Raw genomic sequence first — 20,169 nt, 5'->3', positions numbered from 1 at the left:
GGACGGCCGGCTGTTCGCCGCGGCCCACGCGGAGCCGCGCCCGCGGCGACGCCTTTTTCGGGACGCCTGAGGAGCTCGCCGAGTACGGGCGCGGGTGAGCGGGCGGGGTCAGTGCCGCGATTCGCCGAGGCCGGCCTCGCGGGCCACGACGATCGCCTGCGCGCGGTCGGCGACGTGCAGCTTCATGAAGATGTTCGAGACGTGGTTGCGGACCGTCTTCTGGCTGAGGAAGAGGGTTCCGGCGATCTCGGCGTTGTTGCGGCCCTGGGCGATCAGCGCGAGCACCTCGCGTTCGCGTTCGGTGAGCTCCGGGAACGCGGCCCGGCGCGGGTCGGGCATGTCGGTGAAGTACGTCAGGACGCGGCGGGCTATCTCGGGGCCGTAGATGGCCTCGCCCGCGGCGACCGCCTTCACCGCGCGGGCGATCTCCTCGGCGCCGGACTCCTTCAGCAGGTAGCCGCGTGCGCCGGCGCGCATCGCCGCGAACACCGAGTCGTCGTCGCGGAACATCGTCAGGACCAGGACGCCGATGCGCGGGCTGGTGCGGGTGATGGTGCGGGTGGCCTCGATGCCGTTGCCGCCGGGCATGTGGAGGTCCATCACGACGACGTCCGGCTGCAGCTCGGCCGACAGCCGCACCGCGTCCGGGCCGTTCTCGGCCTCGCCGACGACCTCCACCCCCAGCGCGTGCAGCAGCCCCTTGAGGCCCTGCCTGAACACCGGGTGGTCGTCGGTGATGAGAACACGGATGTTCTCGCTCATCTACGCCCGCCCTTCCCCATGGAAGGCCGATGGTACTCCGCCGCGGCCAGCGGCAGCCGGGCCGAGACCAGGGTCCCGCCGCCGTTGCGGGACGTGATCACGCAGTGGCCGCCGACCTCCGCGGCCCACTCCTTCATCGCGGCCAGCCCGCGCCGCGACCCCGGCTGCCCGCCGTTGCGGGACGAGTCGGGGAGCCCCGGGCCGGTGTCGGCCACCACGATCCGCAACTCGGTGTCCCGGGACAGCCGGACCGTCGCGGTGCTCCCCGGCGCGTGCAGCCGGACGTTCGTCAGCGCCTCCTGCACGATCCGGTACGCCGCCACCTCCACCGCCGCGGGCAGCTCCAGGTGCTCGTCGTCGAACCGCACGTCCACCCGCTCGCAGCAGCCCTCGGCGATCGACTCGATGGCGGCGACGAGCCCCAGGTCGTCCAGCGCGGGCGGGCGCAGGCCGTGCGCCAGGTCGCGGATCTCCCCGACGGCCGTGGCGAGCCGGTCCCGGACGTCGGCGAGCAGCGGGTCCATCCGCTCCGGCTCGACGGCGAGCGTGATGCGCGCCGCGTCCAGCGACATCGCGAGGCTGGCCAGGGTCGGCCCGAGCCCGTCGTGCAGGTCGTGCCGCAGCCGGCGCCGCTCCTCCTCCCGGCTGGCGAGGATCCGCTCCCGGGAGCGCTGCAGGTCGGCGGTGAGGCTGCGGAGGTGAGGGAGGGTCGCGGCACGTGCCGTCACGGCCCCCGCGGTGAACGCGCCGGCCAGCACGGCGGCGCGTGCCAGTACCGCTCGCATCCCGTCCCTCTCCCTTCGCGCCCCGCCGTCGCGGACGTTTTCCGCCACCCTTTCCGGTGCGGCGACCCGGTGTCAGGTGACCTGTGTCCCGACCCTCACGGGAAACGCTTCCCGACCCGGTCCGCGATCGGTCGCCGCGCCGGGCGGGCCGTGCGGCGGGGGCGTGGCCGCGGGCTCTCCGTGCGCCTGCCCGGTGGGCCTGGCACACGTCCGGCCCCCGTAGAATCTTCAGCCGTGACACAGCCCAGTACTGAGCGCGGCCAGGGGGCCGCAGCGGACGTCGACCTGCCCACCCAGTACCGTCCGGCGGACGTTGAAGGCCGCCTCTACGAGCGGTGGGTATCGGAGGGGCTGTTCACCGCCGACCCCGGCCGTGCGCCCGGCCGGCCGCACTTCTCGGTCGTGATCCCGCCGCCGAACGTCACCGGCTCGCTGCACATGGGGCACGCGCTCGACCACTCGATCCAGGACGCCCTGGTCCGCCGGCACCGGATGCTCGGCCACGAGACGCTGTGGCTGCCCGGCATGGACCACGCGGGCATCGCCACCCAGAACGTGGTGGAGCGCGAGTTGGCCAAGGAGGGCGTGTCGCGGCACGACCTCGGGCGCGAGGCGTTCGTCGAGCGGGTGTGGGAGTGGAAGGCCGAGTCCGGCGGGCGGATCCTCGGGCAGATGCGCCGCCTCGGCGACAGCGTCGACTGGACGCGCGAGGCGTTCACGATGGACGACGCACGTGCCACCGCCGTCCGGACGATCTTCAAGCGGCTGTTCGACGACGGGCTGATCTACCGGGCCGAGCGCATCATCAACTGGTGCCCGCGCTGCCTGACGGCCCTGTCGGACATCGAGGTCGAGCACGAGGACGTCGACGGCGAGCTGGTGTCGATCCGGTACGGGTCCGGCGAGGACGGGATCGTCGTCGCGACCACGCGGGCCGAGACGATGCTCGGCGACACCGCGGTGGCCGTCCACCCCGGCGACGAGCGGTACGCGCACCTGGTCGGCCGGGAGATCGAGCTTCCGCTGACCGGCCGCCGCATCCCCGTCGTGGCCGACGAGCACGTCGACCCGGAGTTCGGCACGGGCGCGGTGAAGGTGACCCCGGCGCACGACCCGAACGACTTCGAGATCGGCCGCCGGCACTCGCTGGAATCCCTGACGATCATGGACGAGCGCGGCGTCGTCACCGCGTCCGGCCCGTTCGAGGGGCTCGACCGGTTCGAGGCGCGGCCCGCGGTGGTGGCGGCGCTGCGCGAGCAGGGCCGGATCGTCAAGGAGGTCCGCCCCTACGAGCATTCGGTCGGGCACTGCCAGCGCTGCGCCACGGTCGTCGAGCCGCGCGTGTCGCTGCAGTGGTTCGTGAAGGTCGAGTCGCTGGCGAAGGCCGCGGGCGACGCCGTCCGCGACGGCCGCGTCACGATCCACCCGCCGGAGATGGCGGCCCGCTACTTCGAGTGGGTCGACAACATGCACGACTGGTGCATCAGCCGGCAGCTGTGGTGGGGGCACCGCATCCCGGTCTGGTACGGGCCGGACGGCGAGGTCGTCTGCCCGGGACCGGACGAGGAGCCGCCCGCCGGCTGGACGCAGGACTCCGACGTCCTCGACACCTGGTTCTCCTCGGCGCTGTGGCCGTTCTCGACCCTGGGCTGGCCCGGCGAGACGCCCGAGCTGAAGCGGTTCTATCCGACGTCGGTGCTGGTCACCGGCTACGACATCCTGTTCTTCTGGGTCGCCCGGATGATGATGTTCGGGCTGTACGCGATGGACGGCGTCCAGCCGTTCGACACCATCGCCCTGCACGGGATGGTCCGCGACCAGTTCGGCAAGAAGATGTCGAAGTCGTTCGGGAACGTCATCGACCCGCTCGACTGGATCGACGCGTACGGCGCCGACGCGACCCGCTTCACGCTGCTGCGCGGCGCGAACCCGGGCGGCGACGTCCCGGTGGCGGAGCAGTGGGCCCAGGGGTCGCGCAACTTCTGCAACAAGCTGTGGAACGCGACGCGGTTCGCGCTGATCAACGGCGCCCACGTCCGCGGGAAGATGCCCGCGGAGGTGACGACCGTGGACGCCTGGATCCTGTCGCGCCTCCAGACCGTCATCGCCGAGGTGGACGCGCACCTGGCGGGCTACGACTTCGCGAAGGCGTGCGAGACGCTCTACCACTTCGCGTGGGACGAGGTCTGCGACTGGTACGTGGAGCTCGCGAAGGTCCAGCTCGCGGACGAGCGGGCCGAGCCGACGCGCCGCGTCCTGGGCGAGGTCCTCGACAACCTGCTGCGGCTGCTGCACCCGGTGATCCCGTTCGTCACCGAGGAGCTGTGGACGTCGCTGACCGGGGGCGCCACCGTCGTCACCGCGCCGTGGCCGTCCGCCGAGCCCGCGCGGGCCGACCGGGCGGCGGAGACCGTGGTCGAGTCGCTACAGCGCCTCGTCACCGAGGTCCGCCGGTTCCGCGCCGACCAGGGCCTCAAGCCGGGGCAGAAGGTCGCCGCGTCGCTGGAGTGGGGCGCCTCGCCGCTCGCGGCGCACGAGGAGGGCGTCCGGGCGCTGCTGCGGCTCACCGAGCCGGGCGAGGGCTTCGCGGCCACGGCGTCCCTGCCGGTCGAGGGCGTCGCCGTCCGGCTCGACACCGCGGGCGCCATCGACGTGGCCGCCGAGCGCAAGCGGCTGGAGAAGGACCTCGCCGCCGCCCGCAAGGAGGTCGAGCAGGCGACCCGCAAGCTCGGCAACGAGGCGTTCATGGCGAAGGCGCCCGAGGCCGTCGTCGCCAAGAACCGGGCGCGGCTGGCGCAGGCCGAGGCCGACATCGGGCGGCTGGAGGCGCAGCTCACCGCCCTGCCGGGGTGATGACGCGGAGCGACGGCGCGGTCCGGCCCAGCGAAGGGTCGGCGCGCCCGGCCCGGCGCGGCTACGATCCGGGTGGGCAAGCGGGCTTTTGCCAGGACATGAACCATCAGGAGTGCAATGGCCGAATCACCACCTCGGTCCGACACGCCGGAATCCGCATCCGGTGATGACCTGAACGCGCCGCAGGTCGTCGAGGGCGGGGAAGCTCCGGAGCGGCTCCCTGCCGCGCCGGCGCCCTGGGGCGGCTCGCGTCCGTGGTGGTCGGCCGAATCGGGAGACGGGACGGGTCCGCAGCAGATGCCGATGGGCGCGAACGGAACCGGCCCGCACACGATCCCGGCGGGCCCGAACGGCTCGGGCGCCCACCCGATGGTCGGCGGCACGGGCCCGCACGGAGTCCTGCCGGACGGCACGGGCCCGCTCGGCGTCCTCCCGGACGGTACGGGGCCGCACGGTGTCGTCCCGGACGGCACCGGCCCGCTCCGCGCCGTCCCCGGCCGGGCACCGGCGGGCGCGCCGCCCGGCGGTAAGAAGCGGCTGCCCTGGGTCGTCCTGGGCGCGGGACTGGCCGCCGTCGCGGCCGGTGCCCTGGTGGTGGGCGTGTTCGTGTTCCGGCTGGACGGCGAGGCCGGCGGCAGCGCCGGCCGGGACGCCCGCACCACCGGCGACCCGGCGTCCGGGAAGGTGATCGAGGCGGGCGGGAGCGCGGGCGGCCTCGCCAAGGACCCGCTGACCCCGCCGCAGGCCAGCGCGGCGTACCCGTTCGTCGCGGCGGCGATCAGGGCCGCCGGCATCCCGGTCTCCGAACGCGGCGAGGCCGTCTACGGCGAGGAGCCCGCGCGGCCGGTCAACGTCCTGTTCATGGGCGGTACGGGCCCCGTCGGCGACCCCGAGGAGTTCCTGCAGAAGGTGCAGCCCACGACGTTCATCGCCGGGCAGGACGCCGACCCCGGGAACCGCGGCGGCAAGGCCGTCTGCGGGACGTTCTCCGTCCTCGCCCAGACCCACACCTTCTGCGCGTGGGCGACCCGGGACTCCTACGGCGTCGTGGCCTCCAACCGGGCCACGCTGAACCCGCAGTTCCCGCTGATGGCGGACGTCATGCGCCGGATCAGGAACGACGTGGAGAAGCCGAAGCCCTGAACAGCCGCTCGGTGCCGGCGTCCACCGCGTCCAGGACGAGCCCGGTGAAGTAGCCGGTGCCGAGCGCGACGACGCGGTGCCCGAGCGTCGCGAGGGACTCAGGGGTGACGGCGTCCGGGCCGATGACGTCCCACTCGGGCGGCAGCGCGCGGGTGAACCGCAGGTGCGGCAGCGCGAGCCGCACGAACGTCACGGGCAGCCCGCCCAGTTCGGCGACGGCCCCGTCGAGGTCCTTGTGGTCGGGGAGGCAGACGACGGCGTGGTCGATCGTTCCCCAGGCGCGCCGCGCCTCCGCGAGGGCGGCGGCGATCCCCGTCCGGTCGATGGCGGAGTCGACGAGCAGCCGCGTCGCCGAGCCGGGCACGTCATGCGTGGACAGCCGCCCCGGTAGCGCGACCGACGCCATGACGTCCCGGAGAGTCTCGGCCGGGGGCTCGGCGACGCCGGGAAGGCGCCGGGCCGCGGCGACGCCCAGTTCGGCGCTGGCGCGTCCCAGCCCTGCGGGCAGCAGGTCCGCCGCGAGCCCGCTGCGGCCCTCTGCGACGCGCTCCACGGCACCGAGCGCGCCGGTGACCTCCGGGGACTGCGGCGCCGACAGGACGAGCGTCCCCGGCCCCGCCACACCGAGTTTCTCCCGCGCGATCTCCGCCGCGGTCTCCCCGAGCACGCCGGTGTGTTCGAGGAAGACCGGCGTGATCGCGGCGACGTCCGGCGGGAACAGCGCGACCTCGTCGGACCGTCCGCCCATCCCCGCCTCCAGGACGACCGCGTCCGCTCCGGCGCGCCGCGCGTGCAGGACGCCCGCGAGGGTGAACAGCCCGGCGGGCGACAGGTACCCGGCAGCGGGCGGCGGGAGCGCGGCGACGCCCTCGCCGAGTGCGTCCGCCAGGGAGGCGAGTTCCGCTTCGGAGACTGCGCGGCCGTCCACCCTGATCCTTTCGCGGTCCGTGCGCAGAGAGGGGCTCGTGACCGTGCACACGCGCAGCCCGGCCGCGGCCAGGAATGCCGAAGCGTACGTCGCCGCCGTTCCCTTACCTTTCGACCCCACGACGGTCAGAACGGGCACTTCCGGCGCGAGCAGGCCGAGAACGCCCGCCAGCGCGCGCGCCCGTGCGATATCGCGGGTCTCGCCCGGACCGCGGCCCTCCCATTCCCGGTAGAACACGTCCATGCCTCCAGTGTGGTGCCGGACGGGACCACCGGCACCCGCCGAGTAGGCTCTGTGAACGTGAGCCAGGTACCCGAGCCGACCGACTACCGCAGCACCGTCGCCGCGATCATGGCCCGGGGGGTCGAGTGGGAGATCGACCCCACGCTCGACCGCATCCGGGACCTCGTCGACGTCCTCGGCGAGCCGCACCGCGCCTACCCGGTGATCCACATCGCCGGGACGAACGGCAAGTCCAGCACCGCCCGGCTCATCGAGTCGCTGCTGCGCGAGCGCGGCCTGCGCACCGGGCTGTTCACCAGCCCCGAGCTGACCGCGCTGCGCGAGCGCATCGCGATCGACGGGGAGCCGCTCAGCGAGGAGCGCTTCACCGAGGCGTTCCGGGACGTGCTCCCCTACGTCCAGCTGATCGACGGCAAGCACCAGGCCGGCCTGTCCTTCTTCGAGGTCCTCACCGCGATGGCGTACGCGGCGTTCGCCGACGCGCCGGTCGACGTCGCGGTGGTCGAGGCCGGCATGGGCGGCGCCTGGGACGCCACCAACGTGGCGGACGGCGCCGTCGCCGTGATCACCCCGATCGGGCTCGACCACACCCGCTACCTCGGCGACACGCTGGAGGACATCGCCGGGGAGAAGGCGGGGATCATCAAGCCGCAGTCGGTCGCGGTGCTGGCGCAGCAGCCGGTCGAGGCGGCGGAGGTGCTGCTGCGGCGGGTCGTGGAGACCGGCGCCGCGGCGGCGCGCGAGGGCGTCGAGTACGGCGTGCTGAGCCGCGACATCGCCGTGGGCGGGCAGCAGATCCGACTCCAGGGCCTGCACGGCGTCTACGACGAGATCTTCCTCCCGCTGTTCGGCGAGCACCAGGCCGGCAACGCCGCGACGGCCCTCGCCGCCGTCGAGGCGTTCGCCAGCGGCGCGCCGACCAGGGGGGAGCCGAACCTGGAGGCCGCGACCCGCATCGCGCCCGGCGAGTCCTTCCTCGGCGGGGAGCAGGGGCAGCTCGACCCGGCGCTGGTGCGCAGCGGGTTCGCCAAGTCGCTGTCGCCGGGGCGGCTGGAGGTCGCGCGCACCGGGCCGACCGTCCTGCTCGACTCCGCGCACAACCCGGCCGGGATGGCCGCGACCGTCGCCACGGTCACCGAGTCGTTCGGCTTCACCCGGCTCGCCGGGGTGCTCGCCATCGCCGCCGACAAGGACGTGGCGGGCGTCCTCGACCAGCTGGAACCCGTCCTGGCGGAGCTGGTGGTGACCCGCAACTCCTCGCCCCGCTCGATGCCGCCCGAGGAGCTGGCCGAGCTGGCCGGGAGCATCTTCGGCCCCGAGCGGGTCCATCTCGCCCCGCGGCTGGACGACGCGATCGACCGGGCCATCGGGCTCGCCGAGGAGACCGGCGAGTACCGCGGCGCCGGCGTCCTGATCACCGGTTCGGTGGTCACCGCCGGCGACGCCCGGACACTCCTGCGCGTAGCGGAAGGACGGTGACGGCCGCATGAGCGCCGACAGGACCGCCGACAGGGCCGCCAACCCGGCGCGGACGCTGTTCGCCACCGTGCTGGCCTGCGAGGCCATCGTGATCGCCCTGGCGATCCCGGTGGCGGTGTCCATCATGGACGTCGACGGCGGCACCGCCGGCGCCGTCTGCGGCGGCCTGGCCGTCGCCTGCCTGGTGCTGGCCGGGCTGCTGCGCTTCCCGTGGGCGGTCGCGGCCGGGACCGTGCTGCAGGTCCTGATCATCGCGACCGGGTTCATGGTGCCCGCCATGTTCTTCCTCGGCGCCGTCTTCGGCGCGCTCTGGGGGACGGCCATTTGGCTCGGACGCAAGGCGGCGGCCGTTCAGGCGCGCTAAATTCGCGGGGGACCGCACCCCCTTTCCATCCGCCGGGCCGGCGAACCGAATTAATCCGCTGAATCCGGCATTCTTCCCTTTCCGGAAAAAGCGCGTTCGGTGGATGGCGACCCGGCGAAGGAGCGGGGCCCTGTCCGAAGAAGCGCCGTCCACCGGCGCGCCGAACACACCGTCCGCGAGCGCGCCGCCGGAGGGCGGGGCCCGGACGCGGCTCGCGGCGCTCGGCGCCCTGCTGCCGGCCCTCACCGCGCTGCCCGCCGCCGTGCTCGTGGTCCCCGACGCCGTCTACAACGTCGTCCCCGCCGCGGCGAGCGCGCTCGCACTCGGCGACGCCGAGGTCCCCGCCCTGCTGCGCGCCACCGGCTGCGCCCTCCCCGCCCTCCTGCTCACGGTGCCGCTCGCCGCCCTGGCCGCCCGCCGCCTCCCCGCCTGGGCCGTGCTCGCCACCGGCGCCGCCGTGCTGCTCGCCGGCCTGGTCGCCGCGCGGTTCGTCCCCTCGGTGCCGCTGGTGGCGGCCGTCCGGGCGGTGCAGGGCGTGGGCGCGGGCATCGTGCTCCCCGCCTCCCTCGTCATCGTCTGGGAGCGCGGGAGCCGCGGCCTCACCGCCGCCTGGGCGGGCGTCTTCGCGGGCATGCTGATCCTCGCGATGCCGCTCGCGCTGAGCGCCGTCCCGCCGCCCGCCGCGGGCACGGCCGTCCCCGACTGGCGCGCCGCCCTCGCCCCCGTCTCGTGGCCCGCGGCGGCCGCCGTCATCGCCGCGTCCGGCTACCGGCTACTGCGCGGGCGCTGCTCGTGGGCGCTGCCCGCCGCCCGGCAGGCCGAGCGCGGCGGTCTGCTCCTCCCGCTCGCTCCCACGGCCGGGTTCACGTTCCTCGCCGTCGTCGCCGCGCACGACTGGTCGCCCGGCGCGCGGCTGGTCGTGGCGGTGGCCGCGCTCGCCGCCCTGCTCGCCCTCGCGGTCGCCGGCGGGCGGGACGCCGCGGCGGGCAGCCCGGAAGGATGCGCGATCGTCATGATCGCCGTGGGCCTGCTCTGCCTCCCGGTCGCGGGACCGATGACGGGTCTGCTCTCCGCCACAGCCCACGTCCGGGGCGACGGCGCGGCCGTGCCCGCCCTCCCCTTCGCGCTCGCGGCGGCCGCCGCGGTCGCCGGAGCGCTCGCCTCGACCCGCGCCCCGGCGCGCCGCGCCGTCCCGCTCGGCTACTGCCTGATGGCCACGGGGCTGCTCCTCGGCCTCGCCGGCACCCCGCACGACCGCTGGACGCCGCTCCTGCCGCTCGTCCCGCTCGGCGCGGGCGCCGGGCTCGCGCTCGCCGCCTCCCTGCGCGGCGCGGGCGTCGGCGCCGCGCTCTTCGGCCTGTCCCTGTGCTTCCCGGCGCTGCTGGCCGGGCAGCTCCTCGTGCTGTCCCTGGAGGCATCCAGGCTGACAAGGCAGCGGCCGGTGACCGAGACGCAGCGGGCGGGCGCGCTCCTCGACGCCTACCAACTGTGGCTCGTGATCGCCGCGGGGGCGGCCGTCCTCCTGGCCGCCGCGACCGCGCGCGCACGCGCGCGACGCGCCCCGGCGCACGGCGCGACTCTCCCCGGTAAGGCGTCCGCGGAGCCTGGGGGCGGGTAGTATTCGCGCGCTTGCACAAACCGAAATTCCCAAGGAGAACCACCCGTGTCCGAGCGCACTCTCGTTCTTGTCAAGCCCGACGGCGTCCGCCGCGGCGTCATCGGTGAGGTCATCTCCCGTATCGAGCGCAAGGGCCTGAAGCTCGTCGCGCTGGAACTCCGCACCCTGACCAGGGAAACGGCCGAGTCGCACTACGAGGAGCACGCCAGCAAGCCGTTCTTCGGGGAACTGGTCGAGTTCATCACCGGCGGCCCGCTCGTCGCGATGGTCGTCGAGGGCCCGCGCGCTATTGAGGCGTTCCGCTCGCTGGCCGGCGCCACCGACCCGGTGAGCGCGTCGCCCGGCACGATCCGCGGCGACTTCGCCCTGGAGATCGGGGAGAACGTCGTCCACGGCTCGGACTCCACCTACTCCGCCGACCGCGAGATCAAGCTCTTCTTCCCCGAGCTGGGCTGATCATGTCCAGGCCCAGGGGATCGACCCCTGGGCCGACACTTCCTTTAGTCGCCCGGGCAGGTCAGGGGCCGTTTTTTGGGCGACGCGCGGCGGCGCGCTTACTGCCCGCGGACGCGGCCGCGCGTTACGATGGACAAGCCGCTATACACGCCCGTCAATCATGAAGGGCTCCCTTTCTTCATGGGTAACAAGTTGTCGTTCCTTGGCCGTGACATGGCGGTCGATCTCGGTACTGCCAACACCCTGGTGTACGTGCGCGGGCGTGGCATCGTCCTCAACGAACCGTCCGTGGTGGCGATCAACACCAACACGGGGAAGATCGTCGCGGTGGGCATCGAGGCGAAGCGGATGATCGGCCGCACACCCGGCAACATCGTCGCGGTCCGCCCGCTCAAGGACGGCGTCATCGCCGACTTCGACGTCACCGAACGGATGCTGCGCTACTTCATCCAGAAGGTCCACAAGCGCCGGCACTTCGCCAAACCGCGGATCGTGGTGGCGGTGCCGAGCGGGATCACCGGGGTGGAGCAGCGCGCGGTGAAGGAGGCCGGCTACCAGGCCGGCGCCCGCCGCGTCTACATCATCGAGGAGCCGATGGCCGCCGCGATCGGCTCCGGCCTGCCCGTCTACGAGCCGACCGGCAACATGGTCGTCGACATAGGGGGCGGCACCACCGAGGTCGCGATCATCTCCCTCGGCGGCATCGTCACCAGCCAGTCGGTCCGCGTCGGCGGCGACGAGCTCGACCAGGCGATCATCTCCTTCTCCAAGAAGGAGTACTCGCTGATGCTCGGGGAACGTACCGCCGAAGAGATCAAGATGGCGATCGGGTCGGCCTATCCCGGCGGCGACGAGGAGCCGCACGCCGAGATCCGCGGGCGCGATCTGGTCAGCGGGCTGCCGAAGACCGTGGTGATCTCCGCCGAGGAGGTCCGGCGCGCGATCGAGGAGCCGGTCAACTCCGTGGTGGACGCGGTGAAGACCACCCTCGACAAGTGCCCGCCGGAGCTGTCCGGCGACATCATGGACCGCGGGATCGCGCTGACCGGCGGCGGCGCGCTGCTGAAGAACCTCGACGAGCGGCTCCGCGAGGAGACCGGGATGCCGATCCACCTCGTGGACAACCCGCTCGACTCGGTGGTCCTCGGCACCGGCAAGTGCGTCGAGGACTTCGAGGAGCTCCGGCAGGTGCTCGTACCGGAGCCGCGGCACTGAACACCCCCCGATGGACTAGGACCCGGGCGGACTAGGAAACCGGAGGTCGGTGGGTGAAGGACACCCGGCGCACCCGCGTGGTCCTCGGCGCGCTGCTCGTCGTGGCGCTGGCGATGATCACCATTGACCATCGCGGCGGGGACGACTCCCCGCTGCGCGGCCTGCGCGGCATCGGCGCGACGGTGTTCGGCCCCGTGGAGCGGGCGTCGGCGTCCGTCGTGCGGCCGGTCACCGACACCTTCGAGACGATCGGCGACGCGCCCGGCCAGCGGCGCCGCGCCGACCGGCTGGAGCGCGAGAACCAGGAGCTGCGCGAGCGGCTGCGCGGCGCCCGCATCGACGAGGACAAGGCCGCGCAGCTCCAGCGGCTCCTCGGCACCGCCGGGATGGGCGGCTACAAGGTCCTCGCCGGGCAGGTGATCTCCGCCGGGCAGGGCTTCGAGGACACCGTCACGATCGACGCGGGCAGCCGCAACGGTGTCAAGCGCGACATGACCGTGCTGAGCGCGGAGGGCCTCGTCGGCCGCGTCATCCGCGTCGGGCCCGCTACGGCGACCGTGCTGCTCGCCACCGACCAGACCTCCTCGATCGGGTCCCGCCTGGAGGGCTCCAAGGAGATCGGGATCGTGCAGGGCGGCGGGCGCCGCGGCCTCGGCGGCCAGAGCGAGACGCCGCTGCGCTTCCAGCTCCTGGACGCCGCCGCCCCGATCCATGTCGGGCAGCGGATCGTCACGCTCGGGTCGCAGGGCCAGCGGCCGTTCGTCCCGGGCGTCCCGATCGGCGTCGTCGAGCGGATCGAACGCTCCACCGGCGGCCTGACCCGCACCGCCTACGTCCGCCCGTTCGTGCGCTTCACCAGCCTGGACGTGGTCGCCGTCGTCGTCGCGCCACCGAAGAGGAACCCCCGGGACGCCGTCCTGCCCCCGAAGCCGAAGCCGCCCGCCACGCCGAGCGCGAGCCCGTCGGCCCGGCCGTCGCAGAGCCCGCGCGGCGACGATCCGTCGCCCCGGCCGAGCGGGTCGCGGAGTCCGTCCACAGAACCGAACGCGGGGGACTGACGTGCTGAACCCACCCGAGGCGTCGCCGGCCGGCCGCACCGCGGTGACCGCGCTGCTGATCGTGGCGGCGCTGATCCTGCAGGTGTCGGTTGCGAACCGGCTGCCGCTGCCCGGCGGCGTCCAGCCCGACCTGGTGCTGCTGGCGGTCGTGGCGCTGGCGCTCGTCGCCGGGTCGATGACCGGGATGGTCACCGGGTTCCTGGCCGGCCTGGCCGCCGACATCATCCCGCCCGCCGACCACACCCTCGGCCGGTACGCGCTGGTGTACTGCCTCATCGGCTACCTGTGCGGCGTCGCGTCCACCGAGATGGACCGGCAGTCGGCCGTGCCGTTCTTCGCCGTCGCCGCGGGCGCCCTCGCCGGGACCGTCCTGTACGCGGGGACGGGGATGATGCTCGGCGACCCGCGCGCCGAGTGGGCGACGGTCTCCAGCATGGTGCCGCTGCAGGTCCTCTACACCGTGCTCGCCAGCCCGTTCGTGGTGTGGGCGGTGCTGCGCGCCACCCGCCGGTACGAACGCGGCGAACGGTCCCGGGGGGACGGCCTCTCCGTGCCCGTCGCCCGCTACCGCGCCATGTCCGGCCGGGGTGGCGGCCTGTGAACTCGCGCACCCACTTCCGCCTCGTCGTCCTGTACGTGATGGTCGGCGCCCTGCTGCTCGTCCTGGTCGGGCGCATGTGGACGCTGCAGGTCCTGGAAGGCGACCACTACCGGGACATCGCCGCCCAGAACCGCATGCGCGACATCGTCGTCCCCGCCCTGCGCGGCATGATCCTCGACGACCGGGGGCGGCCCCTCGCCCGCAACACCAGCTCCCTGGTCGTGTCCGTCGACCGGACCACGCTGTCGCGGCAGGACGACGGCGGCGAGGCCGTCCTGCGGCGCCTCGCGAAGGTCCTCGGGATGTCCCAGGACGAGATCGACAAGCGGAGCCGGCTGTGCAGCCCCACGGTCCAGCGGCCCTGCTGGCCCGGCTCCCCGTACCAGCCGATCCCCGTCGAGGACCACGCCGACCCCCAGCGCGCCCTGCAGATCATGGAGCGCCAGGAGGACTTCCCCGGCGTCACCGCGCAGATCCAGCCCGTCCGGGCCTACCCCGAGCCGGAGGGCGCGAGCGCCGTCCAGACCCTCGGCTACCTGCAGCCCGTCACCCAGGAGGAGCTCGACAAGCGCAAAGGGCTGAAGGTCACCGGCTACAGCGGCGTCGACCTCGTCGGACGCGACGGGCTGGAGGCCCAGTACGACAAGGCGCTGCGCGGGGAGGCCGGCTACCGCCGCGTTCTCGTCGACGCGCAGGGCCGCGTCACCGGCATCGCCGAGAAGAAGGAGCCCGTCCCCGGCAACCACCTCGTGACCAGCATCGACGCCGGGGTGCAGGGCGCGGCCGAGAAGGCGCTGGAAGAGGGGATCAAGGCGGCGCGGCAGGGCGGCCGGCCCGCCGACTCCGGCGCCGCCGTGGTCATGGACGTGCGCACCGGCCGGATGGTCGCGATGGCGAGCTTCCCGAGCTACGACCCGAGCGTCTGGACGGGCGGCATCTCCCAGAAGAAGTACGACGAGCTCCTGGGCGAGAAGAACAACAGCCCCCTGATCTCCCGGGTGACGCAGGGGCAGGGCCCGCCGGGCTCGACGTTCAAGGTCTCGTCGATGGCCGCCGCGGTGAAGGCGGGCTACGACCTGCACGGCACCTACAACTGCCCCGGCTCGTACATGGTCGGCAGCCGCGCGTTCAACAACTTCCAGGGCGCCAACCTCGGCTCGATGAACCTGCACACGGCCCTCGTGAAGTCCTGCGACACGATCTTCTACAAGTTCGCGCACGAGATGTGGCTCCGCAACGGCGGCCGGAACGCCCCGCCGGACGCGAAGAACCCGATGGTGGAGATGGCGCGCGGCTTCGGCTTCGACGCCCGCACCGGGATCGACCTGCCGAGCGAGAGCAGCGGCCGCATCCCCGACGCGCCGTGGAAACGCCAGTACTGGGAGGCGACCAGGGAGGCCAACTGCCGGGGCGCCAAGGAGGGCTACCCGGACGTCGCCAAGACCGACCCGGGCCGCGCCGCCTACCTCAAGGCCATCGCCGCCGAGAACTGCGTCGAGGGCTACGTGTGGCGCGCCGGCGACGCGGCGAACCTGTCGATCGGGCAGGGCAACGTGCTGGTGACACCGCTGCAGCTCGTCCGCGCCTACGCCGCGATCGCCAACGGCGGGAAGCTGTACACGCCGCGCGTCGGCGTCGCGGTCGTCCGGCCCGACGGCTCGGTCGCCGAGCGGATCGACGCCCCGGAGCCCGCGCGGGTGCCCATCGACGAGAAGGTCCTCGCCTACATGCGCAAGGCGCTCGCCGAGGTGCCCACGGACGGCACCGCCGGCGGGGCGTTCGCCGGGTTCGACCTCAAGCGCGTGGGCGTGGCCGGCAAGACCGGGACCGCCGAACGCTACGGCAACGCGGACATGTCCTGGTTCGCGTCCTTCGGTCCGGTGAAGAGCCCGCGCTACGCCGTGGTCGCGATGGTCTCCCAGGGCGGTTTCGGCGCGCAGACGGCCGCGCCCATCGTCCGCAAGGTCTGGGAGGCCATGTACGGCACGAAGGACAGCGAGCCGATCCTGGAGGACGGCAGGCTGCCCACCGACATCCCCAAGCTCCCCGGCTCGGAGACCGCGCCGTGAGCACCGGCCGGGCGGAGGCGGGGCGATGAGCGGGGCCGTCGAGGGCTACGGGGAGCGGCGGCACTGGACCAGCCGGGTCGCGGTGATGCGGCGGCTCGACTGGCCGCTGCTGGTGGCCGTGGTGGTGCTGTCGGTGGTCGGCGCGCTGCTGGTGCGGTCGGCGACGTTCCAGGGGCTGGCCGAGCAGGGCAAGGACCCGGAGGGCTTCGTCAAGCGGCACGTCCTGAACCTGCTGATCGGGTTCGTGCTCGGCGGCGTCGTCACCGTCCTGGACTACCGGCTGCTGCGCGCCTACGTCCCCATCCTGTACGGGGTGGCCTGCGTGGGCCTGGTCGCCGTCCTCAGCCCGCTCGGCGAGACGATCAACGGGTCGCACTCGTGGATCGTGCTCGGCGGCGGGTTCCAGGTCCAGCCCTCGGAGTTCGCCAAGGTCGGCATCGTGGTCCTGCTCGCGATGATCCTCGGCGAGCCGCGCGACGGCGAGATCGGCCCCGGCGTCCGCGACGTCCTGCTCGCGCTCGTGCTGGCCGGCGTGCCCGCGGTGCTGATCATCCTGCAGCCCGACCTCGGCACCACGCTCGTGTTCATCGCGGTGATGTTCGGGATGCTGACGGTGTCCGGCGTGCGCAAGAGGTGGCTCGCCGGACTGGTCGGCGCCGGCGCGCTCGCGATCGCCGCGGTGCTGCTGTTCGGCCTGCTGGAGCAGTACCAGATCGACCGCTTCACGGCGTTCATGAACCCGGAGGCCGACCCGCGCGGCGCCGGCTACAACGCCCGGCAGGCCCGCATCGCGGTCGGGTCGGGCGGCGTGTTCGGCAAGGGCCTGTTCCAGGGCGAGCAGACCGGCGGGCACTTCGTCCCCGAGCAGCAGACCGACTTCATCTTCACGGTCGCGGGGGAGGAGCTCGGCTTCGTCGGCGGCGCCGTCATCGTCGTGCTGCTCGGCGTGGTGCTGTGGCGCGGGCTGCGCATCGCGACCCAGGCCGCCGACCTGTTCGGGACGCTGGTCGCGACCGGCGTCGTGTGCTGGCTGGGCTTCCAGACGTTCCAGAACGTCGGGATGTCGCTCGGCATCATGCCGATCACCGGGCTGCCGCTGCCGTTCGTGTCCTACGGCGGATCCGCCACCTTCGCCAACATGATCGCGTTCGGGCTGCTGCAGGCGGTGCACGTACGCCGCCGCGCCTTCGACTGAGCGGCGGTAGGCTGGGCGTGCATCCCACGTCCCCTGCACAGAGGATTCCGTCATGCCGGTCGAGTCGCTCTTCCCGCGTCTGGAGCCGCTGCTCCCGAGCGTGCAGAAGCCGATTCAGTACGTTGGCGGCGAGCTGAACTCCCAGGTCAAGGACTGGGACGCGGCCGAGGTCCGCTGGGCGCTGATGTACCCGGACGCCTACGAGGTCGGGCTGCCGAACCAGGGCGTCCAGATCCTCTACGAGATCCTGAACGAGCGCGACGGCGTGCTGGCGGAGCGGACCTACTCGGTCTGGCCCGACATGGAGGCCGTCATGCGCGCCAACGGCATCCCGCAGTTCACCGTGGACGCGCACCGCCCGGTCACCGCGTTCGACGTCTTCGGCGTGTCGTTCTCCACCGAGCTCGGCTACACCAACCTGCTGACGGCCCTCGACCTGGCCGGCATCCCGCTGGACGCCGCGGACCGCACCGGCGACCACCCGATCGTCATCGCGGGCGGGCACGCCGCGTTCAACCCCGAGCCGATCGCCGACTTCATCGACGCCGCCGTCCTCGGCGACGGCGAGGAGATCGCGCTCGGCATCACCGAGGTCGTCCGCGAGTGGAAGGCCGAGGGGGAGCCCGGCGGCCGGGACGAGCTGCTGCTGCGCCTCGCCGCGTCCGGCGGCGTCTACGTGCCGCGCTTCTACGACGTCGGCTACCTGCCGGACGGCCGGATCCAGCGGGTCGCGCCGAACCGCCCGGGCGTCCCGTGGCGGATCGAGAAGCACACCGTCATGGACCTCGACCAGTGGCCGTACCCGAAGAAGCCGCTGGTCCCGCTGGCCGAGACCGTCCACGAGCGGTTCAGCGTGGAGATCTTCCGCGGCTGCACGCGCGGCTGCCGGTTCTGCCAGGCGGGGATGATCACCCGTCCGGTGCGGGAGCGGTCGATCACCACGATCGGCGACATGGTCGACCAGGGCCTCAAGGAGTCCGGGTTCGAGGAGGTCGGGCTGCTCAGCCTGTCCAGCGCCGACCACAGCGAGATCGGCGACGTCGCCAAGGGCCTCGCCGACCGGTACGAGGGCACCAACACCTCGCTGTCGCTGCCGTCCACCCGCGTGGACGCCTTCAACATCACGCTCGCCAACGAGTTCTCCCGGGGCGGGCGCCGCTCCGGCCTGACGTTCGCGCCCGAGGGCGGGTCCGAGCGGATGCGCAAGGTGATCAACAAGATGGTCACCGAGGACGACCTGATCCGCACCGTCACCACCGCGTACGAGAACGGCTGGCGCCAGGTCAAGCTGTACTTCATGTGCGGGCTGCCGACCGAGGAGGACGAGGACGTCCTCGCGATCGCCGACATGGCCAAGCGCGTCATCCGGGCCGGGCGGGAGGCCACCGGCCGCAAGGACATCCGCTGCACGGTCTCCATCGGCGGGTTCGTCCCCAAGCCGCACACCCCGTTCCAGTGGGCCGCGCAGTGCGACCACGAGACCGTCGACCGCCGCCTGCGCGCCCTCAAGGACGCCCTGCGCGGCGACAAGGAGTACGGCCGCGCCATCGGCCTGCGCTACCACGACGGGCAGCCGTCCATCGTGGAGGGCCTGCTGTCGCGCGGCGACCGCCGGGTCGGCAAGGTCATCCGCGCGGTGTGGGAGGACGGCGGCCGCTTCGACGGCTGGAGCGAGCACTTCTCCTACGAGCGCTGGACGAACTGCGCACAGAAGGCACTGGCCGACGAGCCCGTGGACCTCGACTGGTACACGGTCCGGGAGCGCGACGAGGTCGAGGTCCTCCCGTGGGACCACCTCGACGCCGGGCTCGACCGCGAGTGGCTCTGGCAGGACTGGCAGGACGCCGTCGACGAGACCGAGGTCGAGGACTGCCGCTGGACGCCCTGCTACGACTGCGGCGTCTGCCCCACGATGGGCACCGAGATCCAGATCGGCCCCACGGGCAGGAAGCTGCTGCCGCTGTCGGTCGTCTGACCGTCCGCGGGCCGGTGTTCCGCCCCGCCCGGGAGGCGGATGCCCGAAAACGGCCGCGCGAACGCCCTGAACAGCGCGGCTCCCGGGTTCGCGGGGCCGCCCCCGGGCCAAAGGCCGCCCGGCGACCCGTACTCTATAGGGAGACCTATATTTCGACTCGCCACGAGTAGGAAGGACCAGAACCCTGGCACCCATGCCGGAGGGTCCGGCGCCGGCCCCCGTGACCCAGCGACTGCGCGTCCGCTACACCAAGCGGGGCAGGCTGCGGTTCACGAGCCACCGCGACATTTCCCGGGCCGTGGAACGCGCCGTCAGGCGCGCCGGGATCCCTGTCGCGTTCAGCGGCGGATTCACCCCCCACCCGAAGATCTCGTACGCGGGTGCGGCGGCGACAGGGGTGGCCAGCGAGGCCGAGTACCTCGAAATCGGGCTCACCGAGACCCGCGACCCTGCGCGGGTGCGGGCCGATCTCGACGCGGCACTGCCCCCCGGGCTCGACATCGTCGATGTCGTGCCGGTACGGGCGGGAAGCGACGGAAGTGCGCAGCCGAAACCCGGCGCGTTCACCGATCGGCTTGAGGCGTCCGAATGGCGGATCCGGCTGGAGGGCGTGTCATCCGACGATGCCGCCGCCGCCGTGGCCGCGTTCATGGACGCCGGGTCCATCGAGGTCGAGCGCCTCACCAAGAAGGGACGACGCCGTTTCGACGTGCGCGCCGCCGTGCACTCCTGTGAGCTGGACCGGCGCGCCGCCCGAGCGGCCGATGCCCCTTGTGCGATACTTCGAATGGTTGTTCGGCATTCCACACCGGCCGTACGACCCGACGACATCCTCACCGGACTGCGCCAGGTCGCCGACCTCGCGCCGCCGTCACCCCCGCTGGTGACCAGGCTGGCGCAGGGGCCCCTCGACGCGGACACCGGTGGCCTCGCGGATCCTCTGGATCCCGACCGGGAGATCGGCCTGCCGTCCGGCGACGACGCCGAGACGGCCCGTGGCCCGCAGCGGCCGCAGCCCGGGGACCCCGCGAGCGCGGATGCCGTCAGCGCCTGACCGTGAGACCGAAGCCGTGGCTGCACGGAACCGGTCCCGCAGGGTACGGCGGGCGCACCCCCGACGACTTCGTCGTCATGGCCGGACCACCGTCCGGCAGTGACGACGCCGACGACTGACGGAGAGCTCTCGTGCGGCGCACCGCACCGATCCGCCCCCGGGCGGAGCGACGCGGACGCGCCCGGGAGCCTGACGGGAGATTGCCCGGATGCGTGAGAACGAAGCCGATTCGGCCACGGCCGAAGGCACCGACAACGGCACAGCCGACCACGAGAACACCGAAACGGAGACCCAGGAGAACGCGAACGGCGTGACGACGCGTCCCCGCCGCGCGAAGCGCCCCGCCGGCCCCCCGCCGGACGTGGAGAGCG

The 20,169-nt window shown here is 73.2% G+C and carries 16 protein-coding genes; 13 read left to right on the top strand and 3 right to left on the bottom strand.

Annotated features, from left to right (window positions below):
* Nucleotides 1-108: 108 nt before the first annotated feature.
* Both E1266_RS07995 and E1266_RS07990 read right to left on the bottom strand, forming a co-directional pair.
* Nucleotides 109-762, bottom strand: a complete 654-nt coding sequence (locus E1266_RS07995) for a response regulator transcription factor (protein WP_132045344.1) — start codon at nt 760-762, stop codon at nt 109-111.
* Complete coding sequence (locus E1266_RS07990; protein ID WP_132045342.1) at nt 759-1,547, bottom strand: sensor histidine kinase; 789 nt, start codon at nt 1,545-1,547, stop codon at nt 759-761. The genes E1266_RS07995 and E1266_RS07990 overlap by 4 nt, the downstream gene beginning before the upstream one ends.
* A 234-nt stretch (nt 1,548-1,781) precedes the next feature.
* Here E1266_RS07990 and E1266_RS07985 point away from each other — a divergent pair, with 234 nt between their 5' ends.
* Complete coding sequence (locus E1266_RS07985) at nt 1,782-4,400, top strand: valine--tRNA ligase (protein WP_132045340.1); 2,619 nt, start codon at nt 1,782-1,784, stop codon at nt 4,398-4,400.
* A 303-nt stretch (nt 4,401-4,703) separates the two neighbouring features.
* Entirely contained in the window at nt 4,704-5,543 is an 840-nt protein-coding gene (locus tag E1266_RS07980) for a hypothetical protein (RefSeq protein ID WP_132045338.1), read from the top strand.
* Here E1266_RS07980 and E1266_RS07975 read toward each other — a convergent pair.
* Nucleotides 5,512-6,714, bottom strand: a complete 1,203-nt coding sequence (locus tag E1266_RS07975) for a hypothetical protein (RefSeq protein WP_132045336.1) — start codon at nt 6,712-6,714, stop codon at nt 5,512-5,514. The two genes, E1266_RS07980 and E1266_RS07975, sit on opposite strands and share 32 nt — an antisense overlap.
* Nucleotides 6,715-6,822: 108 nt before the next feature.
* Between E1266_RS07975 and E1266_RS07970 the strand changes: the two genes are divergently transcribed.
* The 11 genes from E1266_RS07970 to E1266_RS07920 all read left to right on the top strand — a co-directional run bounded on the left by E1266_RS07970 (nt 6,823) and on the right by E1266_RS07920 (nt 19,798).
* On the top strand, nt 6,823-8,193 hold the full coding sequence (locus E1266_RS07970) for a folylpolyglutamate synthase/dihydrofolate synthase family protein (RefSeq protein WP_132045402.1): 1,371 nt from the start codon (nt 6,823-6,825) through the stop codon (nt 8,191-8,193).
* 7 nt (nt 8,194-8,200) lie between these two features.
* Nucleotides 8,201-8,557: a DUF4233 domain-containing protein gene (locus E1266_RS07965; RefSeq protein WP_132045334.1), complete on the top strand. Its 357-nt coding sequence runs from the start codon at nt 8,201-8,203 to the stop codon at nt 8,555-8,557.
* Between the two features lie 103 nt (nt 8,558-8,660).
* Complete coding sequence (locus tag E1266_RS07960) at nt 8,661-10,175, top strand: hypothetical protein (RefSeq protein ID WP_132045332.1); 1,515 nt, start codon at nt 8,661-8,663, stop codon at nt 10,173-10,175.
* Between the two features lie 45 nt (nt 10,176-10,220).
* Entirely contained in the window at nt 10,221-10,631 is a 411-nt protein-coding gene (ndk, locus tag E1266_RS07955; RefSeq protein ID WP_132045330.1) for a nucleoside-diphosphate kinase, read from the top strand.
* Between the two features lie 192 nt (nt 10,632-10,823).
* Entirely contained in the window at nt 10,824-11,846 is a 1,023-nt protein-coding gene (locus E1266_RS07950) for a rod shape-determining protein (RefSeq protein WP_308427986.1), read from the top strand.
* A 53-nt stretch (nt 11,847-11,899) separates the two neighbouring features.
* On the top strand, nt 11,900-12,904 hold the full coding sequence (mreC, locus tag E1266_RS07945) for a rod shape-determining protein MreC (protein WP_132045328.1): 1,005 nt from the start codon (nt 11,900-11,902) through the stop codon (nt 12,902-12,904).
* 1 nt (nt 12,905) lies between these two features.
* Complete coding sequence (mreD, locus tag E1266_RS07940; protein ID WP_132045326.1) at nt 12,906-13,505, top strand: rod shape-determining protein MreD; 600 nt, start codon at nt 12,906-12,908, stop codon at nt 13,503-13,505.
* A complete protein-coding gene (gene mrdA, locus E1266_RS07935) occupies nt 13,502-15,574 on the top strand; it encodes a penicillin-binding protein 2 (protein WP_132045324.1) in 2,073 nt (690 codons plus the stop codon). The genes mreD and mrdA overlap by 4 nt, the downstream gene beginning before the upstream one ends.
* Nucleotides 15,575-15,599: 25 nt before the next feature.
* Nucleotides 15,600-16,769, top strand: coding sequence for a rod shape-determining protein RodA (rodA, locus tag E1266_RS07930; RefSeq protein WP_132045322.1), 1,170 nt, complete (start codon nt 15,600-15,602; stop codon nt 16,767-16,769).
* A gap of 52 nt (nt 16,770-16,821) precedes the next feature.
* A complete protein-coding gene (locus E1266_RS07925) occupies nt 16,822-18,744 on the top strand; it encodes a TIGR03960 family B12-binding radical SAM protein (protein ID WP_132045320.1) in 1,923 nt (640 codons plus the stop codon).
* 193 nt (nt 18,745-18,937) lie between these two features.
* On the top strand, nt 18,938-19,798 hold the full coding sequence (locus E1266_RS07920) for a TIGR03936 family radical SAM-associated protein (RefSeq protein ID WP_132045318.1): 861 nt from the start codon (nt 18,938-18,940) through the stop codon (nt 19,796-19,798).
* Nucleotides 19,799-20,169: the final 371 nt, after the last annotated feature.

This window comes from Actinomadura sp. 7K534 (assembly GCF_004348575.1).
Taxonomy (GTDB): domain Bacteria; phylum Actinomycetota; class Actinomycetes; order Streptosporangiales; family Streptosporangiaceae; genus Spirillospora; species Spirillospora livida.
This window is presented reverse-complemented; position numbering and strand designations above follow the sequence as displayed.